The organism is Erythrobacter sp. GH1-10 (genome assembly GCF_045363165.1).
GTDB lineage: Bacteria > Pseudomonadota > Alphaproteobacteria > Sphingomonadales > Sphingomonadaceae > Erythrobacter.
Map to the genome: position 1 here is coordinate 154,381 of NZ_JBJFLP010000002.1, position 15,622 is coordinate 170,002.

A 15,622-nucleotide genomic window follows, 5' to 3' on the forward strand; every position below is an offset into this window, starting at 1 on the left:
AAAGCAACAGACTTGGGGGGAAGGCCATGAGGGGCAGGAATCTGCTCATCGTCGGTGCGGCCGTGTTTTTCGGGCTGATCGCGGTGTATCTCGCGAATGCGTATTTCAGCGGCTACGAGGAAGCGCAGCAAGAAGCCGTGCAAAACGAACAGATGACGAGGATCGTTGTCGCCTCGCAGGAAATCGGCTTCGGCACACAGATCACCTCCACCAATAGCCGCCTTGCGCCGTGGCCGTCGAGCGCCCTGCCGCAGGGGGCATTCACCAGCATCGAAAGCGCGACCCAAGGCGGTCGCGTCGCTCTTCGCCCGGTCGTTCCAGGGGAACCCATCCTTGCCAGCAAGGTCAGCGGTGAAGGCGGGCGGGCTACGCTGGCATCCATCATTCCAGAAGATTTTCGCGCCGTCGCGATCCCGGTCAACGAAGTTGCCGGCGTAGGCGGCTTCGTGCGTGCGGGCGACGTCGTTGACGTAATGCTGACCCGCCAGATACCCGGCGACGGCGCCGACCAGAACGACAAGATGACCACCGTTGTGCTTGAGAACGTGCTGGTCCTTGCGATGGATCAGGTCGCCGACGAGAACAACACCGAAGCGGCGGTAGCCAAGACCGCGACGCTGCAGACCGACCAATTTGGAGCGCAAAAGCTCGCCCTTGCCAGTCAGCTCGGCACGCTCAGCCTCGCTTTGCGGAATGTCGAGAACCAGCTCGTCGGAGGCACTCGCACAGTCCTGCCGCGCGATCTCGGCGGGGCGGGCATCTTTATTCCCGAGCGCGATCGTGGGCCGAGCAGGAGCGTTTCGGCGCCTGCCGCGCGTCCTGCGACGAGCGCGCCGTCGACAACTCCTCGCCCCATCAGCGGGCCCAAAATGACCGTGGTCCGCGGGACCGAACCACAAGATTACGGGGTGAAGCGCAATGGCCGGTATTAAGACATTCCACGTCCTTGCAGGGGCAGCGATTCTCGCTCTGGGCAGCGTGGCCAACGCGCCGCTGCATGCCCAGGAACAACTGGCTGAAGTTCCCGTGCACGTCGGCGCGGTCGAGATACCGGTCAACAAGAGCCAGATCGTCACCGCGGACCGCGCAATCGATCGGGCTCTGATCGGTAATGAGGAAATCGCGGACATCTTCCCGGTTTCGGATCGTTCGATTTACGTGCTCGGCAAGAAAATGGGCACCACCAGCCTGACGGTTTACGATAAGGCGAACCGGGTCATCGCGGTGATGGACATCGCAGTCGGCCCGGATGTCATATCCCTGCGCGAACAGATCGGTTCGCTGATGCCGGAAGAAAAGATCGACGCGCGCATCTCCAACGAGTCGATCGTGCTCAGCGGTCTCGTCACCAGTCCTGCTGCGGCGGATCGTGCGGTCCAACTGGCCCGCGCCTATGGCGGCGACAACGTCGTCAATCTCATGTCGCTCGGCAGCAGCCAGCAGGTGATGCTGGAGGTGCGTTTCGCCGAGGTTTCGCGCAGTGTCGGCAAGGAACTCGGCGTAAGTTCCTTCTTCCGGAACAATTCCGGGAATTTCGAAGGAGCAATCGGAGACGGTGCGCAGCTCATTCCTGACCCGGACACTGGAGCAGGCATCCTGCAGCTCGATTCGATCACCGGATCGTTCGGCATTTTCCGCCGGTTCTTCGGCGATGTCGCTGGCCTCAATATCGAAGCGGTGCTCGATGCGCTTGAAGACAAAGGGCTTTCCAAGACGCTTGCCGAGCCGACACTGATCGCGCTTTCGGGTGAGCGGGCTTCGTTCCTTGCGGGCGGGGAATTCCCGATCCCGGTGGTGCAAAGCCAGGGTGCCGCGGGTGGTAACTCCACGGGGCAGATCGGTGGAGCTGTAACCGTCGAGTTCAAGCCGTTCGGTGTGAGCCTCGCCTTCACTCCGACAGTGCTTTCGGACAATACCGTCAACCTATTGGTCGAACCCGAAGTAAGTTCGATCGATCCGACCGCTTCGATCCGTCTCAACGGCATCACGATTCCCGGCCTGCAGACCCGCCGGGCGAGCACGGTGCTCGAGCTGCGCGATGGCGAAAGCTTTGCCATCGCCGGCCTTCTGCAGCGCGATTTCGAGACCACGGTACGTCAGGTGCCGATCCTCGGATCGATCCCGATCATCGGTTCGCTTTTCCGCTCCACGAGCTTCCAGAAGGGCGAGACCGAATTGCTGATTGTGGTGACGCCGCGTCTGGTGGCGCCGATCAAGCCGAGCCAGGTGAGGCTTCCGACTGACCGGATCGAAGACCCTGTGCAGGCCGATGTCCTGCTGAACGGCACCGCTTATCGGCCGAAGCCGGCGGCAGGTGCCGCTGCAAGCGAGCCGGCTCCCGAAACCGGAGGTGATGATTATGAATACTAAGTCCATCGCTATTGTGACCGTATCTGCGCTGGCGCTGTCCGCCTGTGCGGTCTCGGACAAGGAATTCATGGGTTACCAGGATCCGACCTGGGGTGACGCCAATCGCGCGACCATGGCCGCGCAGGTGATCAATCCCAATCCCGAATACGACACGCTCGTTCCGGAAACGAGCGCACAAAACGCGGTCAACGCCATCGATCGGTATCGTGAGGGCACAGTCGAACAGCCCGAGCGGATCAGCACCACCGAATCGATCGGCGAAGGTCCGCAATAAGATGGAGATAAACTGCTGTGAGGAGCGGATTACCCTTCCAATTCTTGCGTGACGAAAGCGGCGCCGTAGCTGCCACCTATGCGTTGGCGCTCTTCGGCCTACTGGCCGTGGCTGGGGTCGGTTTCGACTATGCGAGAATGGCGGGAATGGACTCCGAGCTGCAGAACGGCGCGGACCAGGCTGCCCTGGCCGGTGCGACCCAGCTTGACGGCGCTAGCGGAGCGTGCTCGCGCGCAGCCAATGCTGCAGTGTCGCTGGTTGCCAACCAGACTCTGCTCGCCTCGGGCGCCAATGCCGTCACCATCCCGCTCGAGACCGGTTGCGACGCGACGGGCCAGATCCGATTCTGGCAGGACAAGGACAAAGCCAGCGCGGCGACCAACGATTCCAATGCCAATTACATCGAGATCTTCGTCAACGCCCGCTCTGTCGATTATGCCTTGTTGCCGATTACCGGCCTGATCCGCTCCGACGATATCCGGGGTGTTGCACTTGCGGGTCTCGGATCTGCGATCTGCAAAGTTCCGCCGGTGATGCTGTGCAACCCCAACGAACCCAGCTTCAACGTCAATGACTATATCGGCAAGGGGCTGCGTCTCGTCGCCAATGACGGAGGGGGCTTCGTGCCCGGCAACTTCGGATATCTCGAAACCAATGCCGGGAGCGGCGCGAATGCGACTGCGGCGACGCTGGGCCGCGTCACCTTTCCAGGCGATTGCGTTTCCACTGCACAGGTTACCACCAAGCCCGGCGTTCAGGTGAGCGTGCTCGACGCCCTTAACACTCGAATGGATGTCTACGCTCAAGGCATCAACAACCCCTGTCCGAACGGCGCGACGTGTCCTGCTTCCGCGATCGCGCGCAAGGATCTGGTCAAGGGACCGGGAAATTCCTGCGGGGTCACCGGCAACGGTTGGCAAGTCGGCCCCAATCCCTACCGCCCGACTTCGGCGAGCCCGCTCGACAATGCGCAGGCCGATCTGCTCGATCCGATGGGCTATCCCCGCGACATCTGTCATGCGGTCAGCAACACCGGGGCCTGCATCGGCGGGCAGGTGGGCGACGGCGTATGGGACCGAAACGCCTATTTCCGTTCGAATTCCCACATTTATCCTGGCGGTGCCCCCTTAAGTCTAGGCGCGAATCCGACCCGCTACGATGTGTACAAGTACGAAGCGGCGAACAATCTCACCGCCGAAGCAACGGTCGGCGCCAATCTGAGAGCCCCGGGCGGCCCGATCTGCGGTCCGCAGCCGGGCGTGCCGGTCAATGCCGGTGTCGCCGACAGGCGCGTGCTCAGCGTCGCGGTGCTCAATTGCGGGGGTAATTCGGGCAAGTTTGACAGCACGCCGATTGAGTTTGTCGATGTGTTCCTTGTCGAACCGTCGATCGACCGCGGCAACGGGCCGAGCAAGGTTACCGAAAAGAGCGATGTTTATGTCGAAGTGATCGGTCGGACCACTTTGGGTGGCGGCGCAACCTCGGGGCAGGAGATCCGCAAGGATGTTCCGTACCTGGTCGAATGACGACGTTGGCGATCCGTTTCGCGAAGGATCGCAGCGGCAATGCCGGCGCCGAGATGGCGCTGATGCTGCCGCTTATGCTCACGGTGATGTTCGCCACGTTCGAGGCGGGGCACTACTTTTACAACGAGCAGAAGATCATCGAGGCGGTGCGCAACGGCGCTCGCTATGCGGGCCGCCTGCCATTCAGTGCGTATTCCTGCCCCTCGACGATGATCGGCACGACCGTGAACCAGATCAAGACGGTGACGCGCACCGGCAAGCCAGATGGCACCACGCCGCTGATACGCGACTGGACCGACGGTGATATCGACGTGACCGTGACCTGCAACAGCGCCACCACGACGGGAATTTATGCAGGCAATAGCGGAGGTGCGCCGATCGTTACGGTTTCCGCCACCGCGACCTACAACTCCCTGTTCGCAAGGGCCCTTACCGGCAGTTCCGCCACGCAGGTCCGCGCTTCCGCTCAATCTACGGTGAACGGCATATGATCGCGTGCGCCTCCCTCAAGGCTTTCCACCGCGACGAAAACGGTGCCAGCGCGGCCGAGTTCGCGATGGTCGTACCGCTGCTGCTTATCTTTCTGCTCGGAACGATCGACGTCGGGCTCTATTCTTGGTCGATCAACCGCGCCGAAAAGGCCTCTCAGATCGGCGCGCGCTGGGCGGTTGCCACCGATATGCTTCCGAGCGGTCTTGCGACCTACAGCTTTGCGGTCAGCGGCGGTATTCCACAGGGAACGACGGTTCCGCAAAGCGCATTTCCCGGCGTCACCTGCACGCAAGCGGGCTGCACCTGCAACGGCGCATGCGCTTTCCCGACCACGATGAACCAGGATGCCTTCGACGCGCTGGTCGACCGAATGCAGGACATCAGGGCGGATATCACGGCCGCCAACGTGACCGTCGAATACAGCTATTCCGGCCTCGGCTATGCAGGCGATCCGAACGGGCCGGACGTCGCCCCGATCGTCACGGTCGGCATCGACGACCTGACTTACCAGCCGATCACGTTCCTGATCTTTGGACAGGATATCGATCTTCCCGCCCACCGCTACTCGCTGACCGCAGAGGACAGCGAGGGAACATTTGCGAACTGAGGCGCGCCACAAGTGACAAGGATCCAGAACATCTACGAGCTAGGAATGAACCACGCGATTGAATTGCCGGGCAAGGTTCTGGTGATCGCCAAGGGCGAGACCGTTTCCGGCTTGCGCGAGTTGTCGAAGACGCTGACGCTGCACGAGAGCGGACTCGACGAGATGCCTCCGCAGATCGCGGTCGAAAACGCGGATATCATCGTCGCCGAAGTCGATCCTCAGCACGAAGGATCGATCCAGCGGCTCGATGCCATCTCCAGCGCAAGGCCGAATGTGCCGATTATCGCTGGGGTGGATTCGCTCGATATCCGCACCACCCGTGCGCTCTTGAAACGCGGCGTCACGGACCTTTTGGGCATTCCTTTTTCGATCGAGGAATTGCTCGATGCGCTGGCCGATATCGACCTGTCGGGTCTCCCCAGCAAATCGGCCGAAGTCGAGCTCGCGCCGGTCGTGACCTTCATTGGTTGCGCCGGAGGAGTGGGCACGACCACACTGGCAACGCACTTTGCCGGGGCTATGCTGCAGAACGGTGAGCGTTCCACAGTGCTCGATCTTGACGTCCAGAAAGGCGATGTCGCGGAATATCTCGGCATGAACAACCGCTTGTCGCTGCAGGACATCATCGAAGCCGACAAGCGCCTTGATTCCGAACTTCTAGGCTCGGTGCTCACCTCTCGTGGCGGAATGCCGGATGTGCTTGCTGCGCCGCAGGACATCCTGCCGCTGGAGGATTTCCGGTTTGAACAATTGCAGCCGGTCATCGAGGCTTTGCGCGCGAGTACGGACATGGTCGTAATCGACATGCCGAAAGAGCTGACAAACTGGGGCCTGTCGACCCTGTTCGCGAGCGACCGCATCGTGATTGTCGGCGGATTGAGTGTGCACATGCTCCGCAAGATGCGCCGCCAGATCGACTTCCTGATTTCTATGGGGGTCGAACGCGAGGCGATCAAAGTTGTGGTCAATCGCGTCTCAACCGGGCTGTTCAAGACGATCAGGAGCAGCGAGGCGGAAGAGGCGCTGCGTCACAAGATTGCGGCGGTCATTCCCGAAGATTCGTCTGTCATTCAGGAAGCGCAGGACCACGGGGAGTTCGTGTGGGGCGTTTCAAGCCGGGGCAAGTTCGAAAAAGCCGTACGGGCATTTGCCGACGAGCTTATCCTTGACCTGGAAAGCGAGGCGTAGACCATGTGGAAGATCAAGCAGCAAGCAGCACAAGAGGAACAGGCGGAACCGGTCGAGGTTGAATCGCCCGATGAGGTTGTGCCGGAACTTGGTCAGGATGCGCTTTATCCGAGCTTGAACGCCCGCGAAGAGCGGATGCTCGAAATCAAGACGGCGATCCACCAGGGTTTGCTCGACAAAATCAATCTTTCGCTGCTCGACAAGCTGCCACCCGAGCAGGTCCAGTCCGAGATTACCGCGCTGGTCCCCGAACTGCTCGCCGCGTTCGACCAGCCGATGAATCGGGAAGAGCGTGCGGCGCTGGTCAGCGATGTGATGGACGAATTGCTTGGCCTAGGCCCGATCGAGCCGCTGCTCAAAGACGAGACCGTCACCGACATCCTCGTCAATGGCTGCAACACGGTGTTTGTGGAGCGGGCGGGCGTGCTCGAACGGGTAAAAACCCGTTTCCAAGATGAAAAGCACCTTATGCGGATCATCCAGAAGATTGTCAGCGCGGTGGGCCGACGCATCGATGAATCTTCTCCATTCGTCGATGCGCGACTCTCCGATGGCTCTCGCGTCAACGCGATCGTAGCGCCACTCGCGCTCGATGGTTCGCTGCTCTCGATCCGTAAATTCGCCAAGATTCCGATAGACATGCAGAAGCTGATCCGGCTGGGCAGTGTTCCGCAAGAAATGGCTGTTGTGCTCGAAGCGATCGTCCGCTCGCGGCGCAATGTCCTGATTTCCGGCGGTACCGGTTCGGGTAAAACCACGATGCTCAACGCGATGTCGTCCTTCATCGATGAGCGTGAACGTATTGTGACGATCGAAGACTCCGCAGAACTCCAGCTGCAGCAGACCCATGTCGCCCGGCTCGAGACACGACCGGCCAATATCGAGGGCCGAGGTGAAGTGAGCCAGCGCGACCTCGTGAAAAACGCACTGCGTATGAGGCCGGACCGCATCATCGTGGGCGAGGTGCGCGCCGGTGAAGCGTTCGACATGCTGCAGGCGATGAACACCGGCCACGACGGATCGATGACGACAGTCCACGCCAACTCGGCCAGGGATGCTCTTTCACGCGTCGAGCAGATGATCGGCATGAGCGGCATCGATATTACGGCAAAATCGAGCCGGGCCCAGATCGCTTCGGCGATCAATATCGTTCTTCAGGTCAGCCGCCTTGCCGACGGAAAGCGCCGCGTGCGCAGCCTGTCGGAGATCACGGGCATGGAAGGCGAAACGATCACCATGCAGGAAATCTTCCGCTTCAAGTCGACCGGGGTTGGTGAGGATGGCGAGATTCTCGGTCATTTCGAAGCAACCGGTATCCGGCCAAAATTCCTTACGGTTGCAGCCGAATACGGCATCGAGCTTTCGGCAGACCTGTTCCGTCCGGAAACGAGGATTGGCTGAGCCATGAGCTTCGAGATTATCCGGCTGTTCCTGGCTCTGGCGGTCTTCGCGGCTGTGGCATTGGCAGCTAGCGCTTTTTTCGATGAATTGTCGCGTCGTCGGTCGCAGACCAATGCGATCAACAAGCGGCTGGAAATGATCGGCAAGGGTGTCGATCGCGAACAGGTGATCGGCGAGCTCGTCAAACGCCGGCCGAGCGAATTGCATTTCCTTCCTGATTTCTTGCGCGAGCCGATGCTTTCCTTCCAGCGGCTGACTTTCGCTTCTGGCGTGCCGCTTAGCTTTCAGGCGGTCCTCGTTTACCTCGCGATCTTCACGATCGGCGTTTTCTTTCTGGCGTTGCTTGTGGCCGTCGTGGCCGGCGTGACACTCGGAGTTGGCTCGCTGCAGATCATTGTGCTCTTCGCGTTTGTGACCGGGCTCGCCCTACCGATTCTCGTCCTCCAGCGCATGGCCCAGTCGCGCCGCAAGAAGATGGAACAGCAATTCCCCGTCGCGCTCGATATCTTCGTACGCGCGCTGCGCACGGGGCATCCGGTGGCTTCCGGCATCGAACTCCTGACCAACGAAATGGAGGACCCGATGGGCAGCGAATTTGGACTGGCTTCCGATGAGGTCGCCTACGGTGCCGACCTGATCGATGCCCTGCAGGCGATGGCTGAAAGGTGGGACCTTGAAGACATCAAGATGTTTGTCGTGTCGCTCTCGCTGCAAAGCCAGACGGGCGGCAACCTCGCGGAGATCCTCGAGAATCTCTCGAAGGTCATCCGTGAACGGGCTCAGATGTACATGAAGGTGCGCGCGCTGAGCTCCGAAGGCCGGATGACCGCGTGGATGCTGAGCGTGCTCCCCGTCTTCGCTTTTGTGATGACGTTCCTGGTCGCGCCGAGCTTTTATCTGGATGTCGCTGACGATCCGGTCTTCATCTGGGGTACGGTCGTGCTGCTCGGCATGTATGTATCTGGCGTATTCATCCTGCGAAAAATGGTCGATCTGAAGGTCTGACATGATCGATTTCATTGTCTCCAACTGGGTACTGCGGATCAGCATTCTTATCCTGGTCTTTGCGCTCGTCTCGTTCGTGGGCATCTTCCTAGCGACATTCGTGTCGAACCGTGTCGCGACGGTACGAGGGCTGCGTTCGATCGGAGAGAGCGACGGATTGAAAGCGAACGAGTCGCTTGCTCGCAATCGCAAGCAGTCCGCGTGGACGCGTATCGTGGAGCGTATCGAGGCTAGCGGATTGAACCTCGACGACACGCGTAGCTCGGAAATCGGCAAGCTACTTAAGTCTGCTGGGTACATCTCGCCCGCCGCGCCGCGGATCTATACGCTAGTACGATTACTTCTGATCTTCCTTCTTCCAGTGCTGTTCATCACCGCGAGCCTGCTTGCGGGATGGCAGATTTCAATTTTCGGACTGTACTTGATTTGCGCGACCCTCGGTTTGCTCGGCCTTTACGTTCCGAACCTCTGGGTACGCTATCTGGCTGCGCGCCGCCGGACCCGGATCATCAACGGATTCCCGGACAGCTTGGATCTCATGCTGGTTTGCGTGGAGGCAGGGCTTGGTCTTGAAGCTGCACTCGATCGGGTCAGCCGTGAAGTCGCACCCACGCATCCACTGATATCGAGCCTGCTGGCGGAAACGGTTCTGCTGATGCGCGCCGGTGCATCGCGCGAGGATGCACTGCGCAAGTTGGCCGACAATGCCGGAGTGGACGAAATCCGATCGTTCACGACCTTGCTCATCCAATCAGACAAGCTCGGCACTAGTATCGCTACGACGCTGCGGGTCTACGCATCCGAAATGCGCGAAGCGCGGCGGCTGCGCGCCGAGGAAAAGGCGCACCGCCTGCCGGTGCTGATATCGATTCCGCTGGTCGTATTCATGTTGCCGACAATGATCGGCGTGCTTGCTTTGCCCGCAGTCGTATTGACGATCAGGGAAGTGTTTCCGTCGATGGCAGGGTAAAACAGGGGGGTGTTATGAAACTTGGGAAAATCATTCTGTGTGGAGTCGCCGCCGTTTCGCTCGGCGGATGCCAGAGCTTCCTGGCTGATCTCGGTCTTGCAAAGCGTAGCGCGAGCGATGCGTCGGTCGCGAGTACAGACGGCATGTCGCGGGTAGAACTTGGCCGCGCGGCGCTGAAAGCGGGTGCTCCCGGCACCGCGATTCATCACTTCGAGCGCGCGGTCCTCGATCCAGCGCAAGCACCCGACGCGTACAATGGCATGGGCGTTGCCTACGCCCAACTCGGCCGCGAGGACTTGGCAGAGCGGTTTTTCAATGCCGCCCTGATGCTTCGGCCTCATGACCAGAAGATCGCCCGCAATCTCGAACGGCTGTACAAATCGGATATCGGCAATTCGGCTCGCGCATTGGCGAAGAAAGAGACCGAGGCGCGCGCCGTTCTGGCCCAGGCCGAAGCCGACGCGGTTGCGGAGGGTCTGCTGGATCGGCGGCCCGGAGGAATCGATGATCGCGGCCCGGTTGCGATCGACAGCAGGCGTGGAGCATTACAGCGCAATTCGAAGAAAGAGGTCCTCATCTCCGGTGCCACGCCGGCGCCGATGGTGGAGGCCCCCGCTACACGCAAGCCCCAAGCCGAGGCAGCCAGCGAAACTCCAGAGGTGACAAAAGATCGGCAGGGCACGGTGCAACCGACGAAGATTTCCGCAGCCCTGCCGCTGGAGAGAAAATACTTCGATTTCACCGAAGTCGCTTGCATCGAGGCGCCCAATCGACAAGATGAGGCTGCCCCGGGCGCTATGCAGATCGCGATGGGGAAGTATCCGATCCGAGTAGCAATTGACAGGTAGTGCGGCTCGGGACACGATCCTCGGTCCCAGAACGGGCGGCCTCAGGCGATGACTGATACGATTTCGGTTTCCGTAATCTGCGCTCTCCTCGTCCTCGCGGCCTGGAAAGACTGGCGGAGCCGGGTCTTGCCGAACTGGCTGGCGCTGGCGATTCTGTTGGTGGCGATCGGAAGCGTGGCGATCGGATCAGATCTTGGAGAGCTGGGACTCAATCTCGCGCATTTCGCCGTCGCACTGGCGATCGGCTTCGGTCTGTTCGCCGCCGGGGTGATCGGGGGAGGAGATGCAAAGACCTATGCGGCAGTGGCCGCTGCGGTCCCGATTACCGAGGGGCATTTGCTTCTCGCGTTCACTTCGGCTGCGATGTTCGTTCTCGCGGCTGGCTGGTTCGCGTCATCCTATTTCGGACGGGTTACGAAGCGGGGTGTGGTAGGGAACGGCGATGTTTCAATTCGCGACAAGTATGCTGAAGTCCCGCTCGGGATCGCGATTGCCGCAGGAGCTATCTGCCATTTTTGGCTGACGCGTGGCTAAGGCACTTTCCGGCTGCAACCGACTTCGACTGAAATACGAACCGAATTGCGTTCACCCTCGATAGCGATGCGGATGCTAAGCAACTCGATGCTGGAGGTGCGGTTTCTTTCGAGATTGCTGCCGATGCAGAAGCAACTGTCGTCGCATGACCGTAACGGCAAGATTGCCGGGTGAACGACGATGCGATTGGCCAAAGTCCTTTCGAAGGTCTAGTTTCGACCCTGGGCGATGCTGCGCAAGATCTTATACGCGTTTTGCGTCTCCTCATCCGAGAATTCCGCCAGCCGTTGATCGACGATTTGCTGGAAGATGGGGGCGAGCAGGCGGTGCAATTCCTTTCCGCGCTTGGTCAGCTCGACGTTATTGGTGCGTCGGTCGACTGGTTCGCGCTCAAGCAGGCCCTCTTCTTCGAGGCCGCTCAATAGGCGGGTAATGGCCGGAGCGTCGCGACCGGTTCGCTTTGCAATCTCCGACTGGTTCGAGCGACCGAATTGCCAGAGATCGGCCAGAATGCTCCATTGCTCGGTGGAAAGCGGATAGCCCGCCTCTTTGAAGCCGCGCGCCATGTCTTGCCGCAGCCCGAAATAGGCCTGGTGCAGCCAGAACAGGATCGAGGCGCCGCGGCCTTGCTGGTCCATATTTAATTGCCTCAACAAATGTTGCCTTGATAACATTTCCGCAATCTGTCACAGATCGCCCCGGTTCAGGAGGTGAAGCTTGGATTTCGCACCAACTCCCCGGCAGCAAGCGATGCTTGATGCGGCAGAAGACATTATGAGGGTTCACCGCGAGCGGCAAGAAGCTCGAGGCCAGGATGAGAATTCCCGCTTCCCGAGGGAATTATCCGCAAGCCTGGGCGAAGCTGGGCTGCTGACGCTCTGGGCCGACCCGGACGTGGCCGATCCATTCTCCTGTGCGAGCCTGGTGCAAGAATTGGTCGGATATCATGACGGAACGGCGGCAAGCATTCTGTTCGTAAACAACGCTGCTTCGGCCATTCTTTCGCGAGGGTGTTCCTCTCCTTTGAACCGCGACGTTCTGGACCAAGCTTGCCGAGGCAAGATCAATTTCTCCTTCGCCGTGACCGAGCCGGAGGCCGGATCCGATGTTGCCGCGCTGCAGACAACCGCGCAAGCGGATGGTGAAGGCTTCGTTGTGAACGGTGTGAAATCCTATGCAACCGGAGCTGCGGACGCCGACTACATTCTCATCGTCGCGCTAACTTCGACCGACGGGCCAGCCAAAGGCGGGACGAGCCTGTTCCTGGTGCCGGGCGATGCAGCGGGTCTGACGAAACGCAAACTGGTCAAGCCAACCGGTGATGCTCACGCAACCTGCAAGCTGACCCTCGAAGACGTGCGGGTGCCCTCGGATCACCTCGTCGGCGAACACAACGGGGCATGGCGGCTGCTCTTTCTGGGTGGCGTGGTGGAGCGCTTGCTGGTCGCCGCAGTATCGGTCGGAGTGGCGCAAAGAGCATTCGACCAGGCCCGCGACTTCCTGAGCGAGAGAAAACAATTCGGCCAGTCCATCATCGAATTTCAGGCCGTGAACCATCGACTCGCCGATCATCTGTCGGAAATCGAGGCCATGCGATGGCTCACACGGCATGCTGCCTGGTCAGCGGATTGCGGGATCGATGCCCCGTCACGGATCAACATGGCAAAGCTTTTCGCGTCCGAGCGGGGGAGTGCGATCGTCTCCGATCTCATGCGCTTGGTCGGCGGTCGGGGATACTTTCCGGATGACCCTCTCAACCTCGCTGCGCGAGAGATCGGCCTGTCGCTGTTTGCAGGGGGATCGAGCGAGATCCAGCGAAACGGTATTGCGCGCGGTTTGATGGCGACACCGGCGGCCATGAAATGAAGCAAGGCCTCACGATCGGCGATCGACATTCGCTCACTTACCGCGTGCCTCACAATAAGACCGTACGTCACCTGTTCGAAGATGCCACCGAGTTCGCCGATTTTCCCGAAGTGTTCGCGACGGGCTTCATGGTCGCGCTCATGGAGCGGACCTGCACCCAGGCGCTCGCGCCCTTTCTCGAGGACGGTGAAGGCAGCCTCGGGGTTCACATCGATGTCTCGCATGAAGCCCCGACGCCGCCGGGATTCTCGATTGAGGTCAACGTGGAACTTGCGTCGATCGATGGGCGCATGCTGGAGTGGAGCGTTATCGCGTCGGACGATGTTGAGATCATCGGACGCGGGCGTCACAAACGGGCACTCATCGACCGTTTGCGGTTCGAAGAAAGGCTGGCCAAGAAATGTCGAAAGTTGCCGAAAGAGTAGGTCGAGGATTTGCCCGACGTTGGGCTGTCGTCGCTGCCCTCATCGCTACAATTCTGATCGCTTCTCCTGCGGTGGCGCAGACTGTCACAATTGTCGGCACACAGCACCTGCGCGGTCTCGAGACGCGACCTACAGCCGAACAATATGCGCATGCGATCGAGGCGCTTTCGCAGTTCAATCCGACACAGGTCTGCGTCGAGCGTATGGACGGCGAGCGCCTTCAATCGCTTGCGCATGATCCGATGCGCAATTCGTGGTCGTTGAGCCCCGAGACCCACAGTCGCCCGACGGGAACGCGATATATCCCCCTTGGCGTGGAAATGCAGACGCGGCTGGCGGTCCTGCCTGCTGATGCGCGCGACGAAGCCCGGGACTTGGCGTCGCGCTGGGACGAGATCGAGCTTTCCGAAAGGTTTCGGCTAATTGCTTTGCAGACCGCCGGCTACGAGATCTATTCGGCTGTACTCAACTGGTCGTATCTGGACGAGGATCAGCGTGCTCTCGCAAAACAAGGCACCCTCGCGCCACTGGCCGAAACTCTCGATGAATTGCTCGACAATCCGCAGGAAGTTTATGCCCTTGGCGTTCCGATTGCCCGACGCGCGGGATTGCATCGGCTGTGCATGGCCGACGCGATAGAAAACGAGACGGCTGGAATGAAGGCTGCCCTCGCTCTTGGCGGTCAGGAAATTCTGGATGACCCGGCGGTTCTCGCCGCTCTCGAGGCATATAACGAACGCGTGAAGAGCGAATGGCAACCCGGATCCGGACCCGGAGCGCTGACCAAAATGCTGGCTTTCATGAACAGCGACGAATTCGCGGAGTTCGATCGCGAAAACCAGTGGGAGTTTCTGCGCAGCATCGACAACGAAGCTGGCGCCTTCCATCGCCGTCTCATGCACTGGAACGCCCGGACCGCTCAGATTTCCGCCGAGCTCTTCGAGGCGCTTGCGGAGGGTCCGAATGAGCGGGTGATGCTGATAATCGGCGCTGCGCACCGGCCTTTCAACGAAGCCGAGTTGCGTTCCCAGCCGTGGATCAGAGTTGAGCCAGCATTGGATTTGCTTCGACCGGCCCTGCGTGAATAGCCGGGTTTCGGCGCGATTCAGCGAAAGCGAAGCGCCGAGGCTTTGGAGGAGGAGGCCGATATTGCGAGCCGTGTGGGTCGGCTTGCCCTTCATTGTCCCTCTCGATTCAGGGTTCGGCATGCATTGCGCCAAAGCTCGAACTCCTGCCAACAGATGGCGGCCCGTATGCAATGCGGGCGGGGCAGGGCTGCGCAGCCCTGACAATCGGTCTGTACCGATTATTCTGATACCTGTAATTATCGTATTGACACCTTAGGGTATCGCAATGTAAATCACAGGTATCAGGACAAACAGGAATCTTCGAATGCCCGAAAGCCGTTCAAGCAATCCGGCGGAGGCTAGTGATCGCCTCGCTACACTGACCGCCGCCGCGGCTGGTGTCGCCGCAATGATCTATCTGGCCAATGTTGCAGAACTCTTCGCCTCCGGCCTGCTCGCGGATCTGGTAGGATACGGCCAAATCGGGTTGGGGCTGATCGTCCTCGTGGTTTATCTTCCCGCTCTGTTGCTCTTCAAATCGCGCGGTGGCCATGCCGAGGGCATTCGTTCTGCAGGCGGCTTCATGAACGCCATCATGCGAAAGGCAGCAAGCACGGCCTTCAATCTCACAATTGGCTTTGTGGTTGCTCTAAGCATCCTGGATCGCACCGTGCTCTCGCATTTCACCGCGAAGTCGGCGATCGATCTGGTGATTGCCTTCGCTCTTGCGGCGTTTTCCGTCTCCTTCTTCATTCTCAACCAATTCACCGTCGGCCTCGGAGACGAAGGGTGAACAGTCCGCTAAGCAATCGGATGCGCGTGCTCCGCGCAGAAAAGAACATGAGCCAAGCGGACCTGGCCGACGCCATCGGGGTATCGCGCAAGACGATCAGCACAATCGAGGTGGGGCGCTTCGTGCCCTCGACGGTCATCGCGCTCAAGATCGCCCGGGAGTTCGATGTGCCGTTCGAAGATGTCTTCACATTGAGCGAAGACACCTCCTAGCCCCCTCAAGCCTGCTTCCAACCAGAACCTGCGCCGCTGCGCGT

General features: G+C 60.1%; 18 protein-coding genes. 17 read left to right on the forward strand and 1 reads right to left on the reverse strand.

Annotated features, from left to right (window positions below):
- Nucleotides 1-26 precede the first annotated feature (26 nt).
- The 12 genes from cpaB to ACI5KX_RS14760 are packed head-to-tail and all read left to right on the forward strand — an operon-like array spanning nt 27 to nt 11,215.
- On the forward strand, nt 27-932 hold the full coding sequence (cpaB, locus tag ACI5KX_RS14705; protein ID WP_406811504.1) for a Flp pilus assembly protein CpaB: 906 nt from the start codon (nt 27-29) through the stop codon (nt 930-932).
- Complete coding sequence (locus ACI5KX_RS14710) at nt 919-2,370, forward strand: type II and III secretion system protein family protein (protein ID WP_406811505.1); 1,452 nt, start codon at nt 919-921, stop codon at nt 2,368-2,370. Before cpaB ends, ACI5KX_RS14710 begins: the two co-directional genes overlap by 14 nt.
- The gene (locus ACI5KX_RS14715) at nt 2,360-2,644 is read left to right on the forward strand and encodes a hypothetical protein (RefSeq protein WP_406811506.1); all 285 of its coding nucleotides are present in this window, start codon (nt 2,360-2,362) and stop codon (nt 2,642-2,644) included. Before ACI5KX_RS14710 ends, ACI5KX_RS14715 begins: the two co-directional genes overlap by 11 nt.
- Before the next feature lie 17 nt (nt 2,645-2,661).
- Nucleotides 2,662-4,170 carry a TadE/TadG family type IV pilus assembly protein gene (locus tag ACI5KX_RS14720; protein WP_406811507.1) on the forward strand — a complete coding sequence of 503 codons (1,509 nt, stop codon included), beginning with the start codon at nt 2,662-2,664 and terminating at the stop codon, nt 4,168-4,170.
- Nucleotides 4,167-4,661: a TadE/TadG family type IV pilus assembly protein gene (locus ACI5KX_RS14725; protein ID WP_406811508.1), complete on the forward strand. Its 495-nt coding sequence runs from the start codon at nt 4,167-4,169 to the stop codon at nt 4,659-4,661. Before ACI5KX_RS14720 ends, ACI5KX_RS14725 begins: the two co-directional genes overlap by 4 nt.
- Nucleotides 4,658-5,269: a TadE/TadG family type IV pilus assembly protein gene (locus ACI5KX_RS14730; protein ID WP_406811509.1), complete on the forward strand. Its 612-nt coding sequence runs from the start codon at nt 4,658-4,660 to the stop codon at nt 5,267-5,269. Before ACI5KX_RS14725 ends, ACI5KX_RS14730 begins: the two co-directional genes overlap by 4 nt.
- Before the next feature lie 45 nt (nt 5,270-5,314).
- Nucleotides 5,315-6,457, forward strand: a complete 1,143-nt coding sequence (locus ACI5KX_RS14735) for a CpaE family protein (RefSeq protein ID WP_406811510.1) — start codon at nt 5,315-5,317, stop codon at nt 6,455-6,457.
- A 3-nt stretch (nt 6,458-6,460) separates the two neighbouring features.
- The gene (locus tag ACI5KX_RS14740; protein ID WP_406811511.1) at nt 6,461-7,858 is read left to right on the forward strand and encodes a CpaF family protein; all 1,398 of its coding nucleotides are present in this window, start codon (nt 6,461-6,463) and stop codon (nt 7,856-7,858) included.
- A gap of 3 nt (nt 7,859-7,861) precedes the next feature.
- On the forward strand, nt 7,862-8,863 hold the full coding sequence (locus tag ACI5KX_RS14745) for a type II secretion system F family protein (RefSeq protein WP_406811512.1): 1,002 nt from the start codon (nt 7,862-7,864) through the stop codon (nt 8,861-8,863).
- A gap of 1 nt (nt 8,864) precedes the next feature.
- The gene (locus ACI5KX_RS14750) at nt 8,865-9,833 is read left to right on the forward strand and encodes a type II secretion system F family protein (RefSeq protein WP_406811513.1); all 969 of its coding nucleotides are present in this window, start codon (nt 8,865-8,867) and stop codon (nt 9,831-9,833) included.
- A 14-nt stretch (nt 9,834-9,847) separates the two neighbouring features.
- Nucleotides 9,848-10,681 carry a tetratricopeptide repeat protein gene (locus ACI5KX_RS14755; protein WP_406811514.1) on the forward strand — a complete coding sequence of 278 codons (834 nt, stop codon included), beginning with the start codon at nt 9,848-9,850 and terminating at the stop codon, nt 10,679-10,681.
- Between the two features lie 48 nt (nt 10,682-10,729).
- Nucleotides 10,730-11,215, forward strand: coding sequence for a prepilin peptidase (locus ACI5KX_RS14760; protein ID WP_406811515.1), 486 nt, complete (start codon nt 10,730-10,732; stop codon nt 11,213-11,215).
- Between the two features lie 209 nt (nt 11,216-11,424).
- On the opposite strand, the gene ACI5KX_RS14765 is transcribed toward ACI5KX_RS14760, so the two are convergent.
- Nucleotides 11,425-11,853 carry a MarR family transcriptional regulator gene (locus tag ACI5KX_RS14765; protein ID WP_406811516.1) on the reverse strand — a complete coding sequence of 143 codons (429 nt, stop codon included), beginning with the start codon at nt 11,851-11,853 and terminating at the stop codon, nt 11,425-11,427.
- Nucleotides 11,854-11,932: 79 nt separating this feature from the next.
- Between ACI5KX_RS14765 and ACI5KX_RS14770 the strand changes: the two genes are divergently transcribed.
- The 5 genes from ACI5KX_RS14770 to ACI5KX_RS14790 all read left to right on the forward strand — a co-directional run bounded on the left by ACI5KX_RS14770 (nt 11,933) and on the right by ACI5KX_RS14790 (nt 15,578).
- Nucleotides 11,933-13,081: an acyl-CoA dehydrogenase family protein gene (locus ACI5KX_RS14770; protein WP_406811517.1), complete on the forward strand. Its 1,149-nt coding sequence runs from the start codon at nt 11,933-11,935 to the stop codon at nt 13,079-13,081.
- Nucleotides 13,078-13,506: a thioesterase family protein gene (locus ACI5KX_RS14775; protein WP_406811518.1), complete on the forward strand. Its 429-nt coding sequence runs from the start codon at nt 13,078-13,080 to the stop codon at nt 13,504-13,506. The genes ACI5KX_RS14770 and ACI5KX_RS14775 overlap by 4 nt, the downstream gene beginning before the upstream one ends.
- A 203-nt stretch (nt 13,507-13,709) precedes the next feature.
- The gene (locus ACI5KX_RS14780) at nt 13,710-14,594 is read left to right on the forward strand and encodes a DUF5694 domain-containing protein (protein WP_406811519.1); all 885 of its coding nucleotides are present in this window, start codon (nt 13,710-13,712) and stop codon (nt 14,592-14,594) included.
- A 304-nt stretch (nt 14,595-14,898) separates the two neighbouring features.
- Entirely contained in the window at nt 14,899-15,366 is a 468-nt protein-coding gene (locus tag ACI5KX_RS14785) for a hypothetical protein (RefSeq protein ID WP_406811520.1), read from the forward strand.
- A 20-nt stretch (nt 15,367-15,386) separates the two neighbouring features.
- Complete coding sequence (locus ACI5KX_RS14790) at nt 15,387-15,578, forward strand: helix-turn-helix transcriptional regulator (protein WP_406811521.1); 192 nt, start codon at nt 15,387-15,389, stop codon at nt 15,576-15,578.
- The last annotated feature ends 44 nt before the right edge of the window (nt 15,579-15,622 follow it).